This is a genomic window from Brevibacillus invocatus, from assembly GCF_003710915.1.
Classification (GTDB): Bacteria; Bacillota; Bacilli; order Brevibacillales; family Brevibacillaceae; genus Brevibacillus; species Brevibacillus invocatus.
In genome coordinates this window covers 16,720-36,511 of sequence record NZ_RHHR01000027.1, presented here as the reverse complement: position 1 = coordinate 36,511, position 19,792 = coordinate 16,720, and the positions used below count along the sequence as shown (strand labels likewise).

16 protein-coding genes and 1 pseudogene are annotated in these 19,792 nt (G+C 52.2%); 16 read left to right on the top strand and 1 reads right to left on the bottom strand.

Annotated features, from left to right (window positions below):
* Window positions 1-29: 29 nt before the first annotated feature.
* The 7 genes and pseudogenes from EDM52_RS14505 to EDM52_RS14475 form a co-directional block, all read left to right on the top strand.
* A pseudogene (locus EDM52_RS14505) lies at window positions 30-770 on the top strand (ABC transporter ATP-binding protein); the annotation flags it as partial.
* A gap of 66 nt (window positions 771-836) precedes the next feature.
* Window positions 837-1,487 (top strand): ABC transporter permease, encoded by a 651-nt coding sequence (locus tag EDM52_RS14500; protein ID WP_122909697.1) that lies wholly within the window; start codon window positions 837-839, stop codon window positions 1,485-1,487.
* A 28-nt stretch (window positions 1,488-1,515) separates the two neighbouring features.
* A complete protein-coding gene (locus EDM52_RS14495) occupies window positions 1,516-2,400 on the top strand; it encodes an osmoprotectant ABC transporter substrate-binding protein (RefSeq protein ID WP_122909731.1) in 885 nt (294 codons plus the stop codon).
* A 32-nt stretch (window positions 2,401-2,432) separates the two neighbouring features.
* The gene (locus EDM52_RS14490; protein WP_122909696.1) at window positions 2,433-3,092 is read left to right on the top strand and encodes an ABC transporter permease; all 660 of its coding nucleotides are present in this window, start codon (window positions 2,433-2,435) and stop codon (window positions 3,090-3,092) included.
* A 302-nt stretch (window positions 3,093-3,394) separates the two neighbouring features.
* Window positions 3,395-5,080, top strand: a complete 1,686-nt coding sequence (locus EDM52_RS14485) for an ABC transporter substrate-binding protein (RefSeq protein ID WP_122909695.1) — start codon at window positions 3,395-3,397, stop codon at window positions 5,078-5,080.
* Entirely contained in the window at window positions 5,077-6,018 is a 942-nt protein-coding gene (gene nikB, locus EDM52_RS14480; RefSeq protein WP_122909694.1) for a nickel ABC transporter permease, read from the top strand. The genes EDM52_RS14485 and nikB overlap by 4 nt, the downstream gene beginning before the upstream one ends.
* The gene (locus EDM52_RS14475) at window positions 6,015-6,899 is read left to right on the top strand and encodes an ABC transporter permease (RefSeq protein WP_122909693.1); all 885 of its coding nucleotides are present in this window, start codon (window positions 6,015-6,017) and stop codon (window positions 6,897-6,899) included. Before nikB ends, EDM52_RS14475 begins: the two co-directional genes overlap by 4 nt.
* On the opposite strand, the gene EDM52_RS14470 is transcribed toward EDM52_RS14475, so the two are convergent.
* Window positions 6,896-7,804 carry a LysR family transcriptional regulator gene (locus EDM52_RS14470; RefSeq protein ID WP_122909692.1) on the bottom strand — a complete coding sequence of 303 codons (909 nt, stop codon included), beginning with the start codon at window positions 7,802-7,804 and terminating at the stop codon, window positions 6,896-6,898. The two genes, EDM52_RS14475 and EDM52_RS14470, sit on opposite strands and share 4 nt — an antisense overlap.
* Before the next feature lie 88 nt (window positions 7,805-7,892).
* Between EDM52_RS14470 and EDM52_RS14465 the strand changes: the two genes are divergently transcribed.
* From EDM52_RS14465 to EDM52_RS14420, 9 genes are all read left to right on the top strand, one after another.
* On the top strand, window positions 7,893-8,894 hold the full coding sequence (locus tag EDM52_RS14465) for an ABC transporter ATP-binding protein (protein WP_122909691.1): 1,002 nt from the start codon (window positions 7,893-7,895) through the stop codon (window positions 8,892-8,894).
* The gene (locus tag EDM52_RS14460; protein ID WP_122909690.1) at window positions 8,891-9,865 is read left to right on the top strand and encodes an ABC transporter ATP-binding protein; all 975 of its coding nucleotides are present in this window, start codon (window positions 8,891-8,893) and stop codon (window positions 9,863-9,865) included. The genes EDM52_RS14465 and EDM52_RS14460 overlap by 4 nt, the downstream gene beginning before the upstream one ends.
* Window positions 9,866-9,868: 3 nt before the next feature.
* Window positions 9,869-10,762: an alpha/beta fold hydrolase gene (locus tag EDM52_RS14455; RefSeq protein ID WP_122909689.1), complete on the top strand. Its 894-nt coding sequence runs from the start codon at window positions 9,869-9,871 to the stop codon at window positions 10,760-10,762.
* Window positions 10,763-10,946: 184 nt separating this feature from the next.
* A complete protein-coding gene (locus tag EDM52_RS14450) occupies window positions 10,947-12,365 on the top strand; it encodes an MFS transporter (protein ID WP_122909688.1) in 1,419 nt (472 codons plus the stop codon).
* 462 nt (window positions 12,366-12,827) lie between these two features.
* Window positions 12,828-14,492 carry an ABC transporter substrate-binding protein gene (locus EDM52_RS14440; protein ID WP_183185103.1) on the top strand — a complete coding sequence of 555 codons (1,665 nt, stop codon included), beginning with the start codon at window positions 12,828-12,830 and terminating at the stop codon, window positions 14,490-14,492.
* A 106-nt stretch (window positions 14,493-14,598) separates the two neighbouring features.
* Window positions 14,599-15,603, top strand: coding sequence for an ABC transporter substrate-binding protein (locus EDM52_RS14435; RefSeq protein WP_122909685.1), 1,005 nt, complete (start codon window positions 14,599-14,601; stop codon window positions 15,601-15,603).
* Between the two features lie 46 nt (window positions 15,604-15,649).
* Window positions 15,650-16,657 carry a FecCD family ABC transporter permease gene (locus tag EDM52_RS14430; protein ID WP_122909684.1) on the top strand — a complete coding sequence of 336 codons (1,008 nt, stop codon included), beginning with the start codon at window positions 15,650-15,652 and terminating at the stop codon, window positions 16,655-16,657.
* Window positions 16,650-17,672, top strand: coding sequence for a FecCD family ABC transporter permease (locus tag EDM52_RS14425; RefSeq protein ID WP_122909683.1), 1,023 nt, complete (start codon window positions 16,650-16,652; stop codon window positions 17,670-17,672). The genes EDM52_RS14430 and EDM52_RS14425 overlap by 8 nt, the downstream gene beginning before the upstream one ends.
* A 33-nt stretch (window positions 17,673-17,705) precedes the next feature.
* Window positions 17,706-19,286, top strand: coding sequence for an alpha/beta hydrolase (locus tag EDM52_RS14420; protein WP_122909682.1), 1,581 nt, complete (start codon window positions 17,706-17,708; stop codon window positions 19,284-19,286).
* Window positions 19,287-19,792 lie beyond the last annotated feature (506 nt).

The window sequence follows — 19,792 nt, the reverse complement described above, 5'->3', positions numbered from 1 at the left end:
CATAAATCTTTTTCGAAGGAGTGGTGCTTATGATTTCCTTTCAACAAGTGGAAAAACGCATTGGCGACGCCTCCATTATCAAGGGTTTGAACCTGGAGATCCATGCGGGTGAGCTGTTTGTCCTGATTGGCCCCAGTGGATGCGGAAAGACGACAACGATGAAGATGATCAATCGACTGATCGAGCCGACCGCAGGCAGGATTGAGATCAACGGAGAGGATATTTTCAAGACTGATCCAGTGGAGCTTCGCAGGAGCATCGGGTATGTCATTCAGCAAATTGCCCTGTTTCCGCACATGACGATTGGCGAAAATGTCGCGCTGGTGCCCAAGCTGAAAAAAATGGAGCGCAGCCAGTACGAAAAAAAGGTAGACGAACTGCTGGACATGGTAGGACTTGATCCAAAGGTCTTCAAAAATCGCTACCCTGCTGAGCTGAGCGGCGGTCAGCAGCAGCGCGTCGGCGTCATTCGCGCGATGGCCGCAGATCCACCGATTATTTTGATGGATGAACCATTCAGCGCATTGGACCCGATCAGCAGGGAGCAGCTGCAGGATGAATTTGTCCGCTTGCAAAAAACGATCAACAAGACGATCGTGTTCGTGACGCATGATATGGACGAAGCGATCAAGATTGCCGATCGCATCTGTCTGATGAACGACGGCACTGTCGTTCAGCTGGATACACCGGATGTGCTATTGCAAAATCCGGCCAACGAATTCGTCGTGAATTTTATCGGAGCCAAACGCCTGCGCAAGGTAAAGGAGCTGCACCCGGCCACTTCCAAAAAAGCGGCGCTCCCGAAGTGGAGTATATCCTAACAAGGGGGTGTGAAGATGAATGATTGGATTTTGTTTTTGACAGAAAGGTATGACCTGGTCCTGTCCCTGCTTTGGGAGCATAGCTACATTTCCTTTATCGCCGTAATGGCTGGATTTCTGATCGCTGTGCCGCTCGGTATTCTGCTGACGAGGACAGAGAAAATCAATAAATACGTCATCGGGTTTGTCAACATCCTGCAGACGATTCCCAGTCTTGCCCTCCTGGGTCTGATGATTCCACTCCTCGGAATCGGGGCCGTACCTGCGGTCGTAGCCTTATTTCTCTATTCTCTGTTACCCATGCTGCGCAATACGTTTACGGGTATCCGAGAAGTAGACCCGGCCCTGATCGAAGCAGCTCGTGGCATGGGCATGACCAGCTTTCAAATACTGCTGAAAATTGAATTGCCGATGGCGATATCCATCATCATGGGAGGGTTTCGAACAGCAACGATCTATACCATTAGCTGGGCCACGCTCGCTGCCGTGATCGGCGGGGGAGGACTCGGATACTTGGTATTTACCGGACTTGGGCTTGCAAACGACAACATGCTGATTACAGGTGCGCTTGCAACCGCAATGCTGGCGACGATTGCTGACTTATTGACAAGAAAAGTTCAGAAGCTATGCACGCCAAAAGGATTAAAGATAAAGCGTGCGGATTAAGGGGGAACAACCATTGAAAAGCAATTGGATGAAAGCACTTATCATAGCAGGATTATCACTGGTACTAGCCACTGGATGCAGCTCTGGCGATGTCGTCAAGATCGGACATCAGCCCACATCGGAGCAGACGATTCTGGCGCATATGCTCCAGCAAGTCATTCAAGGCAATTCCGACCTGAAGGCTGAGCTGGTTGGCGGTCTCGGGGCGACTCCTGTCGTGTTGAAAGCGATGCAGAACAACGATATCCAGATTTCCGCCGTACGTTATGTAGGAACCGATCTAACAAGCAGCCTCGGCTTGGAAGAATTCAGCAAGGATCCGCAGGAAGCTTTTGAACTGGTGAAAAACGGTGTGGCCGAGAAGTTCGACGAGCTCTGGTTCCCTTCGTATGGGTTTGATAACACGTATGTTTTTACCGTTCGTCAGGAGCTGGCTGATAAGCACAATCTGAAAACCATCTCCGATCTGGCTCCTATTGCCAAAGATTTGAGCTTGGGTACGGATTCAAGCTGGCTGGAGCGTCCGAATGACGGTTATCAGGCATTCAAACAAGATTACAGCATTTCGTTCGGCAAGACAACGCCGATGGACATCGGATTGGTGTATAAGGCTGTTGACTCCGGAGAGGTCGATATTGTGCTTGCGTATTCGACAGATTCCCGTCTGAAGGAATACGGTCTGGCAACCTTGGAGGACGACAAGCACTTCTTCCCGCCGTACGGAGCTTCTCCTGTCGTACGCAAAGACACGCTGAAGCAGTATCCGCAGCTGGAAGAGGTCATCAACAAGCTGACTGGCAAGATCGATACGAAGACGATGACGGCCTTGAATTACAAAGCAGACATCGAGAAAAAGGATCCGGCTGAGATTGCTCGCGAATTTTTGCTGGAGCAAGGACTGATTCAGAAGTAAAAAAAGGTGTACGGGAAGGGAGGTAGATCTCCATGGATGCCTTGATAGGAATACTGGGAGTGTTTGTGACATACTGGAGGCAGCTTTTAGCCTTCACAGGGGAGCATCTCTTCATGAGTGCCAGTGCGATTCTCATCGCGATCGTCGTAGGTGTCCCGCTGGCCGTCTGGATGACGCGAAATCAACGTATCGCGTTTGTCATCCAAACGACGATAAACGCCATCCAAACCATACCGACCATCTCCCTCTTGCTGATCATCATGATTTTTCTGGGACTGGGCTATGGGACTGCCATCGTGGCGCTCGCTCTCTATTCGCTGCTGCCGATCGTCCAAAATACCTATGCTGGCCTCGAAAATGTCGATAAAAATCTGACAGAAGCGGGTACAGGCATGGGCATGACGAAGCTGCAGCTGTTGACCAAGGTCAAAATACCCCTTGCCCTGCCGATCATTTTGACAGGAATTCGCGTAGCTTCCGTCGTTTCCATTGGTGCGGCGACGATGGCCACTTTTGTCGGGGCTGGTGGACTTGGCGAGATGATCATGCGCGGCATCGTGACGACTGATGATCAGAAGGTGCTGGCGGGAGCGATTCCTGCTGCTTTGCTGGTGATATTGGTCGACCTGATCCTGGGCAAGATCGAAAAACGCGCCAATTTCCGCATGCAGGCTGCTAGAGCGCAGAAATAAAAATGATTTGAAGGAATCCCGATCCCCGTGATCGGGCTTTTTCATGATAAAAGCACGTTGATCCAACTGTAGTGGTGGTCAGGAAACAGGAGTAGAAAATGCCCTGCCCGACTCCATGAAAAAAGCGAAAGTCTTTGGGATTCCATCCGAAGCGGAGTGAAAAAAGAGAAATCTGCCTTTAGCGTCCACCCATGAGATCCGACAAAAATCATCTATACCTTATAGAAATCTTCAATAATCACAATTTTTAGATAAATGGTACTGTAGGTGTTAATTCATATTACCTTTTAGGAGGATGGCACATGGTACCTACAGCATACCTCAAAAAGCTCTTCTCGACCGCAACAATGGTGTCCCTGTCAATGGCGCTGATAGCCGGATGTAGTACACCACCAGCAAGTTCGCCACCGGAAGGTTCAGCACCGTCGACTACGACTTCGACTGAAACACCGGCAGCAACAGCGGACCTCCAACCGAAAAAGGGAGGAACCATCACGATCGGGATCGCCAACGAACCGGATCAGCTGGATATCCACAAGACGGGGATGGCCGTCGCCAACCAGATTGCAGGCAATCTCGGCGCGAGTCTCGTCACGCAAGACCCGGACACGCTGGAATTCAAACCGTATCTGGCAGAGAGCTGGCAGGTATCGGAGGACGGCAAGACGTGGACATTCAAGATTCGTACAGACGTCAAATTTCACGATGGGACCGCGATGACAGCCAAATCCATAGCGGAAACCTATCAGCGCGCGCTTAATCCGGAAACAGCTGCGAAGGTAGCGGGAAGCAATCTGTCTGAGGTAGAGTCTGTGGAAGCTTCTGATGATACGACTCTGGTGCTTCATCTGAAACAGCCATTTGCCCCTCTGCTTCAATTCCTGAGCGATCCGGGCTGGCTTCAGCCGTTGTCGATGCAGGCGATCGAGCAGGCAGGCGACAAGTACGCACGTCAACCCGTTGGTGTGGGTCCCTGGAAGTTTGAGAAATGGGAGAACGGTCAATCCATATCCTTTACACGAAACGAGGAGTTTGCCTGGGCGGATCCGATCTTTAAAAACCAGGGAGCGCCATATGCAGATAGACTCGTCTACCGCTTTATTGCTGAAAATCAAACGTTGCTCGCTGCCTTGGACAGCGGCTCTATCGATATCGCACGCGGTGTCGTAGCCAAGGACGTCGCCAAGTACCGGGACAATCCGCAATTCGAGGTTAAAGAGATGCTGCGCAATGGTTTGGGACTGTTCGTCATGCTGAATACGCGCAAACCGGTGTTCCAGGACGTAGAAGTGAGACAGGCTTTGAATAAAGCGATCAACAAGGAAGCGATCATGAAAGCCGTCATCCAAGGAGAGGGCGTCGTTTCATACGGTCCACTGCCTCCATCCTTGTTCGGCTACGATGAATCCGTGAAAGATTACGGTCTCACCTATCAGGTAGACGAAGCGAAAGCCTTGCTGGAGAAGGCGGGATATACGAAAAACGCGCAGGGACTGTATGAGAAGGACGGCAAACCACTCAAGCTGGATCTGTTGACGCAGACAGGCACTTGGGCGCAGGCTTCTCAGTTGATTCAAGCCATGCTGAAGGATATCGGGGTTGAAGTGAACATCGTGACGCTGGAGTGGGGAGCGCTGGTGGATACAGCGACCAAGGGAAGCTTTGATATGACGCTGATGGGCTACACGCTGAACGATCCGGATGTGCTCTACCTCTTCCTGCATTCCAGCCAAGCAGATAGCGGTTTGAACTTCAGCTATGTAAAAGACGAAAAGATGGATGAGCTTTTGGTAAAGGGCAGAACGACGGTAGACAGTGCAGCACGTAAAGACGTGTACAAAGAGGTTCAAAAATACGTGGTCGAGCAGGCATGGTGGGTACCGATCTATACGGAGAAGCAGTTCAACGTCGTGCGCAAGCCCGTTGAAGGCGTGGGCATCCATCCACTGCGTGGCCTGATGTACCACGATAGCTGGGTAAACCAATGAAGCAGTACATTCTCCAACGGCTCGCTTCTGGATTGATCGTTCTGCTTGGTATTTCGATCTTTTCGTTTGCGCTGATCCATCTCATTCCCGGAGACCCAATCCGGATCATGCTGGGAGAAAATGCAACAGCCGAGCAAGTTCATGCACTGAGAGAGCAGCTGGGTTTGAACCAGCCGCTCGTCACACAGTACTTCCAATATTTAGCGAATGTGCTTCAAGGGGATTTGGGGACGTCCTTCAAGACGGGACGCCCCGTCCTGTCGGAGATTCTGGAGCGTTTTCCCGCGACCGTCAAGCTGGCGGCGAGCGGCATGTTTCTAGCCATTTGCATCGGGATTACGATGGGAGTTCTGGCAGCTCGCTTCAAGGATACGTTCATTGATTTTTCTGCGATGAGCATCGCGACACTGGGGGTTTCTGTCCCGAGCTTCTGGCTCGGCATCCTGTTGATCATGCTGTTTACGGTCAAGCTGGGTTGGCTTCCAATCGCAGGCGGAACCGGTTTTCGTGATCTGATTTTGCCAGCTGTTACGCTCGGGGTGCTGGCCTCGACGGTCATCAGCCGTTTGACTCGGGCAGGTATGGTAGAGGTCCTTTCCTTTGACTATATCCGCACTGCGCGGGCCAAAGGTCTGGGCGAAGGAGCAGTCCTGTTCATCCATGCTTTCCGCAATGCGATGATTCCGGTCGTCACCATCATTGGGCTGCAAATCGCTTCCCTGTTGGGAGGGACCGTCATCATCGAGCGCGTATTTGACTGGCCGGGTCTTGGTTCGTTGGCGATCAGCTCGATTGCCTCCCGCGATTTTCCTTTGGTGCAGGGGATCATCCTGTTTATTGGCGTCATCTTTGTCCTTGTCAATATGCTGGTCGATATCGTCTACAGCCTGATCGATCCGCGCATTGAAGTCGGACAGACGAAGGAGGGGACCTCATGAGTCAGGCCAATCCAGCCGTCATTTCACCATCACAAAAACAGGTTCCGGTCCGTGAAGATGGTGTCCTGCTAAAGCTTTGGCAAAATCCGAAATCCAGATACAGCATGATCATTCTGCTGATAGTCATCGCGGTCGGGATCATGGGCCCATGGTTCGCACCTCATGATCCTACAAAGCCGTACTACGAATCCTTGCTTGCGGAGCCATCCGCTGAGCATTTGCTGGGCACGGATTCGATTGGCCGCGATGTCTTTTCCAGACTGCTGCACGGCACGCGTGTGACCCTCATGGTCGCTGTGATGGCCGTCTCGATTACCTTTATTACGGGTACCTTTATCGGTGTGACGAGCGCCTTCATCGGCGGTGTCGTCGATACAATATTGATGCGGATCATGGATATTTTACTGGCGATACCGAACATTATCATGGCTATGGCGATTGTGGCGATCCTCGGCCCCAGTCTGACCAACGCCATGATCGCGGTCGGAATCGCGGGGATTCCCAAATACGCACGGCTGACACGGGGCTCGACGCTGGCAGTCAAGTCATCCGGCTATGTGGAAGCGAGCAGAGCAGTGGGGACCTCCAATGCGCGGATTTTGCTCTTCCAGATCATGCCGAATATCATGAGCACCCTGCTGGTCTACACCACGCTACAGATCGGCATCGCGATTCTGGATACAGCAGCACTCAGCTTTATCGGACTCGGGGCGCAACCGCCGACACCGGAATGGGGCACGATGCTCAGTGAGGGCAAGGAATACATTTCAGATGCCTGGTGGCTGGCTACCTTCCCAGGAATCTCGATCAGCATCGTCGTCTTTTCCGTCAATATTTTGGGTGATGCATTGCGAGACATCCTCGATCCGAAGTCCAATTAACTGCTTCTGCTGATCAACAGCTTTCGTTCCATTCCCTTGACGGCGTGGATGAAAAAGTCGATCAGGTCGCGTTTGGATTCGCGCAGACAGATAATATCGATCTTGCGGGTGAGCTGTGCAACTGGATGGGGCGATATTTCTACCAGATGGCCGCTTGCCAGCTCCTCCTGGATGCACAGCTCAGGCAGGAAACTGATGCCGACACCGCGCATCACCATTTTTTTGGCGGCTTCGAAGTTGTCTACCTCCATCATGATGTTGGGGAGGATCTGATTGCGATGGTAGTGACGCTGAATCATGAGCCACTCCAGCGTGCCGTGAGCGAGAACGATGTGAGGTTCACGCCCTACTTTTTCCCATGTCAGCTTGTGTGCTGGCATCGAGCGAAAAGGATGTGCGGATGGAACCATGAGCCGCAGATTGTCCGTGTGGAGATGAAAAGAGTCGATGAGTGGATGGGATACGGTTCTGGCCAGTCCAAAATCAGCCTCCTTGTTCAGAACCTTTTCCAGCACATATGCGGAAGAACCGACGAGGATCCGTATATTGACTCCCGGATACTTTTCCCGATAGAGCGGGAGGATCTCCGGGAGGATATGAGTAGACATCAATAGGGTACAGCCGATAGTCAGGTTGTTTCCAGACAGGGGTTGCTCGCGAAGGCTGGTAGATATTTCCTGATAGGCGTTGAGAATCTTCTGGGCGTAGGGCAGAAATTGCTTGCCCCGTTCAGTCAGGGAGATTTGTTTGTTGTCGCGGTAAAACAAGGGCCCGCCCAGCTCCCTCTCCAACGATTGAATCCTGGCAGTGACGGAAGGTTGGGTTAGGTAAAGCGCTTCAGCAGCCTTGTTGAAACTACCGAGTTGGAACGCGTAAAGAAACGCCTCAATGTGATCCATATTCATGACGTAAACCCCCTCCGGAATGTTTTAAATATTTGGATTACGAGCAGTATAACACATCTTGTGAGCTTTCTTGTTAAGGAGGTGCCTTATGAATGGCCAACCGTCCGTGCTTGAAGTAAAAGGTTTGACCACTCAATTTTCCAATCGCAAAAACAGGTCGGTCACTGTCGTAGATGGAGTCGATTTTCATGTGAAGAAGGGCGAAACGCTCGGGATCGTGGGCGAGTCAGGCTGCGGGAAAAGCGTCACATCGCTGTCTATCATGCGGTTGTTAGGCAAAAACGGCAAGGTAACAAGCGGAAGTGTCCGCTTTGAAGGACAGGAGACCCTGACGTTGACAGAACAGGAGATGCGCAAGCTGCGGGGCAACCGGCTCGCGATGATTTTTCAGGAGCCGATGACTTCGCTGAACCCTGTGCTGACGATTGGCAGGCAGATCGGGGAGGTCTTGCAGCTCCACACGTCGCTCGGTCAAGAAGAACGAAAGCGTCGGGTGATCGAACTTCTGACGCTGGTAGGTATACCCCGCGCAGCGGACGTCTATCGCGAGCATCCGCACCGCTTGTCAGGGGGAATGAGGCAGCGCGTCATGATCGCGATGGCGATGGCGTGCCAGCCCCAGCTGCTGATCGCGGATGAACCGACAACGGCGCTGGATGTGACGATTCAGGCGCAGATGCTGGGGCTGATCCGCGATATGCGGGACAACACAGGCATGGCAGTGATGCTGATTACGCATGACTTGGGCGTCGTTGCTGAGATGTGCGATCGGGTACTTGTCATGTACGCCGGACAGGTGATTGAATCAGCGGACGTTCGCACCTTGCTGCGAAATCCCAAGCATCCCTACACGATGGGTTTGATACGCTCGGTACCCCATCAGGCAAAAGGGGTAAAGTGGCTGTATGCAATCCCGGGAAATGTGCCATCTCCGGGCGAGTGGCCCCAAGGCTGCCGTTTTGCTGCCAGGTGCAGTGAGGCAATGCCGATCTGTCAAGAGCAATGCCCAAGCCTGATGAAGATGGAGGACGGTTCGGAATGCAGATGCTGGCTGCATGTGCCAGGTACCGAAGGGGGTGAGCGGCCGTGAGCAAACCCATTCTTGAGATCAAAGGGCTGAAAAAGCATTTTGCAAGCAAAAAGGGATGGTTCCAGCCAGCGACCTACGTGCAGGCAGTAAATGGCATCGACTTGACGGTGTACGAAGGCGAAACGCTCAGCATCGTCGGCGAGTCAGGCTGCGGTAAATCGACGACTGGACGCTGTCTGTTGCGCTTGCTGGAACCCACTTCGGGCGAGGTTTGGTATCGGGGACAGGATCTGACCAAGCTGTCGAGCAAGGAAATGCGCGAGAAGAGAAGCGATCTGCAAATCGTCTTTCAGGACCCTTTTGCCACGCTCAACCCCAAGCTGACGATTCGCAGCATTCTGGAGGAGCCGTTGATCGCACAAAAGGTACCGAGAGATAAGCGGGCGCAGATCATTGAAGAGACCGTGCAAATCGTGGGCTTGACGATCGCCCATCTGGATCGCTATCCGCATCAGTTTTCCGGTGGTCAAAGACAGCGGATTGGGATCGCACGAGCACTTATGCTGCGTCCTCAGCTGATTGTGGCGGATGAACCCGTCTCCGCACTGGATGTGTCGATTCAGTCGCAAATCCTGAATTTGCTGCAGGATTTGCAGGAGCAGTTCGGGATGACGTACATCTTTATTTCCCACGATTTGGGTGTCGTGGAGCACATCTCCGACAGAGTGGCGGTCATGTATCTGGGAGAGATAGTGGAGCTGGGGCGAAAGGAAGATCTGTTCAAGACGCCTCTGCATCCGTATACCCAAGCCTTGATCTCCGCGATTCCGGTGACGGACCCGGATGAGAAGAAAGAACGGATCATCCTGCAAGGGGATTTGCCTTCCCCGGCCAATCCTCCGACAGGCTGCCGTTTCCATCCTCGCTGTCACGCTTGCATGGACATCTGCAAGACAGAAGTGCCCAAGGAAACGTTCATCGCAGGGCAAATGGTCCGCTGTCATCTTTATGAAGCGAAAAAGGAGAGTTAGCGCATGTACGCATCTATCAACGGAACACGCATTTTTTTTGATGTCGAGGGTATGGGCTGGGTGCCAGATGGGCCTATTTTGCGGGAAAAGCCGGTATGCTTCGTCCTGCATGGCGGGCCAGGTGGCGATCACACGGGATACAAGCCGGGATTGACCCCGTTATCGGAGCATATGCAGCTCGTCTACATCGATAATCGCGGAAGTGGACATTCGGATCATGGACCACAGGAGTCGTACTCGCTGGAAAACAATGTGGCGGATATCGATGCGCTGAGACGCCATCTGGGGCTGGAGAAGATCGTGCTGCATGGACACTCCTACGGCGGGATGGTGGCACAGGAATACGCCTTGCGCTATCCGGAACACGTAGCGGGCTTGCTGCTGCTGACGACATCACCCAGCTACGAATTTTTGAACAAGGCCAAGAAGATCGTCGAGGAAAGAGGAACACCTGAAATGAAGGAGATTACGGCGGTCCTGTGGGAAGGCAAATTTGAGTCGCAGGAGCAACTGAGCCGTTTCTATGAAATCATGGCCCCTCTGTACGCGGTCACGCACAATGCACAGGCGTCTGAAATCGAGAAGCAGCAATCCCGAGATGCAAAAGCGCGTTCCAATCGTTCGTTCCAGGCATTGAATGAAGGCTTTGGCGGCTTTTTGCAAAACTTTGACGTGCGCGATCAGTTGAAGAACATCAACGCGCCTACCCTGGTGATGGGAGCTCGCCATGACTGGATTACAGCCGTCGATGAATCCCTGGAGATTGCAAAGCGGATTCCTGGCAGCGAGCTGGTCATCTTTGAAAACAGCAGCCACAGCGTGATCAAGGACGAATACGAGTATTACCTGTCTACGGTTATCAGCTTCATCAAACGAAGAGTCTTGCCTACATTCTAAATATAGAGGGGGAGGGGATCAAAGGTAGGGAATCTACTAGAGATCCCCTCTTCTTTGGATTGACACTGCATTCCAAGTAAATCTAAACTAAACAAATGATCGAAACTTGACTGATGCGAACAAGAAATGGAATTTTTCAATTATAGATGCGCCAGCTGGTAGGGGTGTGGAGGTGTACGAACAGATGCTGAGAGGAGAAACGGCTGAATCGATGGATCAAGGCAAGCAGAAGCTGGTTCTGATTGCTGTCCTGCTGGGGATTTTCGTCTCTCATTTTACGGCGGGTGTCATGAATGTCGCCTTGCCAGAGCTGATGAATGTTTTCCAAGTGAGCCTGGGCAGCGTCCAGTGGGTCACGGTCGGCTATCTGCTGGTGATTGCCACGTTTCTGCCGTTGATGGGCAAGCTGGGAGATCGGTTCGGGCTTCGCACCATTCACAATCTGGGATACCTCACCTTTTTGCTCAGCTCGTTCCTGCTAGCCCTGTCACCGGATTTTGCTGTCTTACTCCTGCTGCGTGTGGTACAAGCGATCGGTGCTGCGATGTATCAGGCCACCAATGTCGCCTTGATCGCGGTGCATTTTCCTAAAAATCGAATAGGACGAGCGCTGGGGACTGTCAGTACGGCGGTGGCGTTGGGCGCGATGTCGGGGCCAGTCATCGGGGGGATGGTAGCCGAATGGTTGGGCTGGCGCTGGCTGTTTTTAATTCATGTACCGGTTTCGATTGTGGCGACGGTATTGGCATATGTGACCATACCAAAGGAAAAAACCGTGAAAACCAAAGAACATTTTCCACTAGTCAGCATTATGCTGTTCATGCTGATGATCGGCTCCCTGATCTACGGCATGTCCAACGGCAACCAGTACGGCTGGCTCTCAGCACCGACCACTGCGGTTTTGGCCATGAGTATCGCAAGTCTGCTGATGCTGATGCTGTGGGAAAGACGTCAAAAGACTCCGTTTTTACCCCTGCATACCTGTAAAAATCCGATGGTGGCGAGCGGCATGGTGGTGACCTTTGCCTCATATGCAGCAGCGAATACGACGCTTGCGGTGACGCCTTTTTACCTGACAGGCTTTCTGGAGATGCCGACGGCTCTGGCTGGTTATCTGATGATTGCGTACCCGATGGTGCTGGCGCTGGCAGGGCCGATCGCAGGGCGAATGTCGGATCGCTATGGCCCAAAACGCTTGACACTGGCCGGCTTGGGACTGATGGGGGCGGGCACGCTGCTGTTCGCACTGTTCTATGAGCACACTTCCGTTGTATTTATTGCCATCATGATTGGCATTGTCGGAGCAGGTATGGGGCTCACAGCGACTCCCAACCTGAGTCTGATCATGAAGCACGTACCTGCCCACGAGTCGGCGAGTATTAGCGGAATGGTTGGAATGATCCGCAATGTCGGCATGGTATTCGGAGCAGCGATGGGACTGGGCATGCTGAATGGAGCCGGGGCTGGGCAGCGGATCTCCGATTACAGCGGGGGCTTTGGACTGAGTGCCTTGGTTTGTCTGATCAGCGTCATGATTTTTCTGTACGGTGAGCGCCTCGCAAGACGGGAGAAGCCGATTTCGATCGAGCGAGAGTCGGCCTAGCGAAAAAGGCGAAAAAATGATGCAAGTATACCAAACTGTTGTCCAAGCATCCCTCGTGCTCTTGCATACTGTGAAAGTATCAAGAGATAAAGGAGGGGGTTCATTTGAGAAAAGGAAGATCCCGTGTAAGAATCCGTCATGGAAATGGCAACGGCAATGGCAACAGAAATAGAAATGGAAATGGAAATAATAGAACGCTTCGCATTACGCTTAACCCTGGCGATACGTTGATTGTTAGAGTCCGTAATAACTAACGTATAACAGCATACAGCGATGTCTCGAATGAAGGAGCCATGATCCCCTCGGATTGTGGCTCCTCTCTTTTGTATCTCACATGGATGTAGCATTTCTTTTATTTTCTCCTATCCTGGCAAGTACGACGATTTGTCCTGTTGTTCTGCCAGCGTTACCTGCTATACTAAAAACAAGAGAATGATAATCGTTATCAAGAGGAGAAGGGCGATGAAAATAGATCGAATCGACCAAGGGCGGAATGGGCGCCGGCTAGAAAATTTGCTTGATCCCGGAAGCTGCTTCGTACGGCTGCGGGATGCGGGGATCTCTGAGGGGGCCAGCAGACTGAAGCTGGAGCAGCAGCTCAGCCTCTCTTACACAGTCATTGTTCCGCTCGGTGGCAGTGGAACACTGGAGCTGGGCGATCAGAGCATGGTGATGAAGAAGGATCATGCGTATTTCTGCCCGCCTGAGTGCACCTTTGGCTGGAGCGGAGATGGGAGCGGCGAGCTGTCTGCGATGATCCTTCGTTTGGACATCTATGAGGAGAGAGACGGACAGGTGGAGGCCATTAGTCCAGAGCGAATGAGTTCGGCCATCCCGATGGGCAAGGGAATACCTGTCACGCCTGCGGGTCGACTGGAAAAGCTGTGCCGTGCGATTCAGGTCAATGTCAACAGCCGGGACAGACTGAAAGTATGGCGCGCTCACCTGGATTGCTATGAACTCCTCTTCGCGGCAGCAGCGGCAACGTCCGAACGGACCACTGATACGCGAGAGGCCCTCGAACGCTCCAAAGCGTATATGGAAGAGCGATTTGTCGAGGAGATTACAATCAACCAGCTGGCAGCTATGGCAGAGCTGAGCCCGAAATACTATGTCGATCTGTTCAAGAAGACCTACGGGGTAAGCGCACTGGATCATTTGACGAAGCTGAGAATGGATAAGGCCAAGCACCTCATGACTCACTCCGAACGCCTCTTGAAGGATATAGCCTGCGAGGTCGGCTACACGGACCCCTTCTATTTCAGCCGCAAATTCAAGCAAACGTTCGGATTGTCTCCTTCCCAGTACATGAAGCAACGCAGCAGGCGGCTGGCGGTGTACGGCAGGTCAGCAATCGTGGGCTATCTGCTCGCCATGAAGGTGATTCCACATGCTGCTCCCTTGCACCCGATGTGGTCCAAGCTCTATTACACGCAATACGGGAGTGACATCCCCTTTCACCTCAACGCCGTTCGGCAAAACTATCACCGGAGCCAGAACCTGGAGCTGATTGCTCAGTCCAAGCCCGAGCTGATTATTACTCACCAGGATTTGGAGCAGTGGGAAAGGGAGAGGCTGACTGCGATAGCACCCATCGTAGAGCTCCAGGATGAGGAGAGGGGATGGAAGGAGGGCTTGCTCGCTCTTGCAGAAGTTTTGGGAGAGAGATCCGAAGCACATCGCTGGATCGAGGGATTTGAACGCAAGTTGGAGCACAGCAGGCAAAAGCTTTCCCCAGTCGGAGATCGACCGCGTGTGTTGACGCTCAAGCGATTGCGGAACCAGTTTTTCTTGTTTAGCAATCGAGGTATGCATGATGTTCTCTATGACGGATTGGGCGTGAGGGCTGCTTATGAGCATCCAGACCCGAATTACAGTATACCGATCAGTCTGGAGGAAATCGATCAAATAGAGGCAGATACGGTCCTGCTACTGATCTGCCGGGATTCAGAGACCTTGGAGGAATGGAAGGCATTGCAGCAATCAACTGCCTGGTTGACGATGCGCATGGTTCGCGACAACAAGCTTCACCAGATCCCCTCCCAGCCATGGAGAGAATATTCGCCACTCGCCTTGGAGCAGATGATCGATGAGGCGATGCAGATTTTCTATGGAAATTGTCCATGATTATTCTGGATATTGTACATGGTCGGGAAAGGGAGCAGGGACTATAATCGCTAATGAGACTCATTATCATTTGTAGCGGAGATAGGAAAGGAGCAGTTGAACGAGGATGAAGAGGACCTTTATCTTGGCACTGACACTGACACTGACGCTGAGTGCTTGCGGAGGTGGTAATAGCCAAACGACGAGCAGCCAGCCAGCGGGAGAAAGCGGATCAACACAAGCGACGGTGGCCAATGCCACTGAGCAAAAAACGAGTGAAGCATCGCCAGCATCGAAGTCCATTACTTATTTGGATAAGGAATATACATTACCTGCTGCGACGGAGCGAATCGTCATCGCAGGTGCTGTGGAAGCGATGGAGGATGCGATCGTACTGGGAGTGAATCCAGTCGGGGCGATTTCCTTCGCTGGTAAATTCCCACCCATGTTCGAGTCCATTACAAAAAATGCCGTATCGATTGGCGAAAAAACAGAGCCTAACTTCGAGGCCATTCTGGGGCTAAAGCCGGATGTTATCTTGGGTACCACGAAGTTCAAGCCTGAAGTATCCGAAAAGTTAGAATCGATTGCTCCGACGATTCTGTACTCTCACGTATCCACTAATTGGGAGTCCAACCTCCTGCTGCTCGGAGAATTGAGCGGCAAGAAAAAAGAGGCTGAGGACGTCATTGCGAAGTATAAAACGGATCTGGAAGAAGCCAAAGTGAAGCTGGCTGACAAGCTGAAAGACAAAAAAGTTGTTGTGATTCGCGTGCGTGCAGGAGAAATGAATATTTATCCGGAGACCGTATTTTTCAATCCGATTCTTTATCAGGAAATTGGACTACAGGTTCCGGCCGAAGTCCAGGCAGCCAAAGCGCAAGAGATGCTGCCAATCGAGAAGTTTGCGGAAATGAACCCGGACTACGTGTTCTTCCAATTTTCAGTTGAAGAAAATGCAGAAGCTCCGAAAGCGATGGAGGAGCTGCAGAACAACCCGATACTCAAGAGTACCAACGCATTTAAGAATGGCCATGCGTACTTCAATATTGTCGATCCGTTGGCACAGGGCGGAACGGCCTACAGCAAGGTGGCGTTCCTGAAGGCTGCTGTGGAGCAATTGTCCAAGTAGCGGACACTTCTTCGCAGAATAGATATCGATAAGGCGTGTTGCATGTATGCGATTCCAACGTATCCTGCCGGCTGTCATCTTGCTGATGGCGCCGGTAGCAGCTGTTTGTCTCCTTTTTTTATCAGTCATGTACGGTTCCAAGAGTATTTCTCAGGAGACGGTATGGCAAGCCTTCTTTTCCTTTGATGCGGAGAATGTAGATCATCAAATTGTGATGGTATCTCGATTGCCCAGAGCAGTCGGGGCATTGCTCATCGGGGCTTTTCTGGCGATATCCGGAGCATTGATGCAGGGTATGACCCGCAATTATCTCGCTTCCCCGTCGATCATGGGTGTTTCAGACGGCTCGATCTTTCTCGTGACGCTTGCCATGATCTTCTTGCCCAGTTCGAATTCCATCAGCCTCATCGTCGTCTCAATGATCGGTTCTGCGATCGGGGCAGCTATTGTATTCGGTCTCGGCTGGTTGATCCCAGGCGGGTTAATACCCGTGAGGCTGGCGATACTCGGCACCATCATCGGCACTTTTCTGAGTGGGCTTTCCGCTGCGGCAGCTAGTTATTTTCAACTGTCGCAAGGAGTCAGCTTCTGGTACAACGCCAAGCTGCATGCGATGGACCCGACATTGATCAAGCTGTCGATACCATTTGCGATCGCAGGCTTGGGATTGGCGCTTCTTTTATCGAGATCGGTCACCGTGATGTCGCTCGGAGACGATGTGGCGGCAGGTCTTGGTCAACGAACTGCGCTGGTGCGCGTCTTGATCCTACTGACCGTCGTCATCTTGACTGGTGTTTCGGTAGCGCTTGCGGGCAAGATTGCCTTCATTGGCCTGATCGTGCCGCACATCGCCCGGTTTTTCTGCGGTGAGGACTACCAGCGCATCATTCCCGTCTCGGGTGTGCTCGGGGGACTGTTTCTTGCCTTTTGCGACATTCTGGCCCGTTTTATCAACTATCCGTTTGAGACTCCGATCGGTGTGGTAACGGCGATGTTTGGTGTCCCGTTTTTCCTCTATCTGATCAAGACGAGAGGAGGGGGCAAGCATGCCTGATCCTTTAGCGTCCAGAGGATGGTCGGTATCGGCTGTCATCCTCGCCGTACTGGCAGGAGGCGCCTATCTGAGCTTGACTAGTGGAATGTTTGATTTGACCTTTGCCGAGATGGTGAAGACGCTGCTGCGCATCGATCCTGTAAAAGAGCATGATCTCGTCGTATTCGACTTTCGGCTGCCTCGTATCGTCTTGAGTGCTTTGGTAGGAGCGGCGCTTGGTATGGCAGGCACCGTCATTCAGGGAGTGACGCGCAATGGACTGGCTGATCCCGGCATATTGGGCATCAATGCAGGCGCTGGTTTGGCAGTTGTCTTGTTCATGTTCTTTTTCCAAGGAAGCATGCAGATCAAAGGCTGGATGGCTGTCATGATAATGCCGATGTTTGGGCTGGTCGGCGGCTTCATGGCTGTATTGCTGATCTACCTGTTTTCCCAGCAAAATGGCAGACTGGACCCGCAAAGATTGATCCTGGTCGGTATCGCGATTGCTTCCGGGTTCGGAGCAGCGACTCTTTATGTATCCTTGAAAATGAATCCAAACGACTTCGAGATGGCAGCGGTGTGGCTAGCCGGGAGCATTTACAACGCCAATTGGAAATATGTGCTGACTATGCTTCCGTGGCTGATCATCTTGCCGCCGATTCTCTGGTGGAAGTCACGAAGCCTGGATTTGATCCAGCTGGGAGAGGATAGCGCTATCAGCCTGGGTGTGAAGGTGGAAAGAGACAAGCATATCTTGCTTTTATGCAGCATCGGGCTCGTAGCCGCCAGCGTGGCTGTGTCCGGCAGCATCGGCTTTGTTGGCTTGATCGCCCCGCATATGGCAAGAAGGCTGGTCGGGCTCAATCACACCAATATCCTGCCTGTCAGTGGGCTGATCGGAGCAGCGATGGTGGTATGGGGGGATTATGTCGGCAAGACGATCTTCGCGCCCGCCGAGCTTGCTGCAGGAATTGTCATCTCCATCATTGGTGTCCCATACTTTGTTTTTTTACTGTTGAAAATGAAGCGCTAGCCGACCAGCCGTGGGCGGCAGATAGGAGAAATAATGAAGCGTATCCACAGTGTCCAGGTATCAGGCAGAGAGCTGATCGTGTTTCTTCCGCAATCCTATCTGACATCTGATCAACACTATCCAGTGGCTTATGTACAGGATGACGGTGATTTGTTTTCGAGCTGCTACAATTATCTCGATCATCTGGTTGCGACGGGCCAGCTGAAGGAAATCATCCTGGTAGGGATTTCTTCGCATGAGCGCAATCACGAATATACGCCTTGGCCAGCAGAATCATTGGCCCCAGGGATGCCGACGTTTGACGGGAGAGGTCGGGAGTATGTCTATGAGTTGGCTGACGTGATCAAGCCTGCTATCGACAGCCAGTATCGTACCCTGCCTGAAGCGGCGCATACAGCGATTATGGGAGGTTCATTTGGTGGACTCATTTCCCTGTTTGCTGGCTATTGGCGTCCGGAGGTCTTCGGCAGACTTGGGCTTTTGTCTACCTCATTCTGGTATGAAGGGGTCATGTCTTTTCTTCGTGAACAGCCCGCACCATCCAGTGCTCAGCGGATTTACATGTCCGTCGGTGATTGTGAAGGGATCTACAAGACAAACATTCAGAAGAACATGGTGGCAAGTACGAAGGAAGTGTATGCACTCTGGCTGGAAAAAGGGTTTCCAGAGCAGCAGCAGCGATTTTCGCTGACCGAGGGCGGAACCCATGATTTGCTGTTTATGGCGCAGCAGTTTCCGCAGGCCCTGCAATGGTTGTTCGGGAAAGTAGAGAAGTCGAGCAATGGCCAGCATGAGGAGGAAGCAATGGTTCCGTACAGTCGCATCACGAGCGGCTTCGAAATACCGAACACCTATCATCACAGCATGCGGGCCAAACGCTCAGGACGCGAATATCGGATCTCTATTTCTGTCCCTCCAGATCCGCCTCCTGCAGATGGATATCCTGTGCTGTACGTGCTGGATGGAAATGCCGTATTCGGCTCGATGGCGGAAGCGATGCGTCTGCAAGGTCGAAAGCCGCATGGGATCGAGCCGCAGGTGATCGTGGGGATTGGCTATGACGCGGATGTGCCGATGGTGACGGATGCGCGCTTCTACGATTATACCGAGAAGGCTGACGCGTCTGAATTGCCAGAGCGCCGCGACCACTCGGCATGGCCGAAAACGGGCGGTATCGAGGAATTCATCGCCTTCATCGAGGAGGATCTGAAGCCGGCAGTAGAGAGATTTTGCTCGATCGATCAAAAAAGGCAGGGGCTGTTTGGGCACTCACTCGGAGGCTACTTCGCCCTGTACGTGCTCTTTACGCGTCCGGAAGCCTTTCAGACCTACATAGCAGGAAGCCCCTCCATCTGGTGGAAAAGGCATAGCCTGCTCCAAAAATGGCCGGCAGTCGAGCAGCGTTTGCAAAAGGGAGAACTGCATGCTGCATTACTTATCGCCATCGGGGAGGAAGAGAAAGTGGACATGGTTGCGGATGCAGAGGAATTGTACACGAGAATGCTGCCGTACCAGGGAGATCACTTTCACGTCTCATTTCGAAAAATGGAGAGAGAAGGGCACATCTCCGTGCTCCATCCGATGATCAGCGAGATCATGCGATTTATCGGATAAACGCTCTATTTCTTTGGGGAATCGACCGTGCTTTGGTGGAGGCGAGAAAAAAAAGAAAACGCTCCAAGTTCTTGGGATCCCCGCAGGGGGTCATCCCTGCCCAGCTCCGTGAAAAAAGGGAAACCCGCGTCCAAAGCAGCCAGTTCAAGATGTATTGCATGGGTGGACGCTAAAGGCAGGTTTCTCTTTTTTCACTCCGCTTCGGTCGGACTCCCAAAGACTTTCGCCTTTTCTTCTTTTTTCTCATACCAGCTTGGGTGCTTTGTCCAAGCAAAATACTGGTTTCTCGTTCGGATGTATAACTGGCTTCAATGATTAAACTTTTACATGATCATGAAAAAGATGGCGATTAAACAAAGCTGTCCACAGGAAACAGGAGAAAATCGCGAAGATCTTTGGGCTACCTACCGAGACGGAGTGAAAAAAACGAAACACGCTTTTAAGCGTCCACCCCTGAGAGACTCCTTGGAGGCGGCTGCTTTGGACGCGGTTTCGTTTTTTTCGCG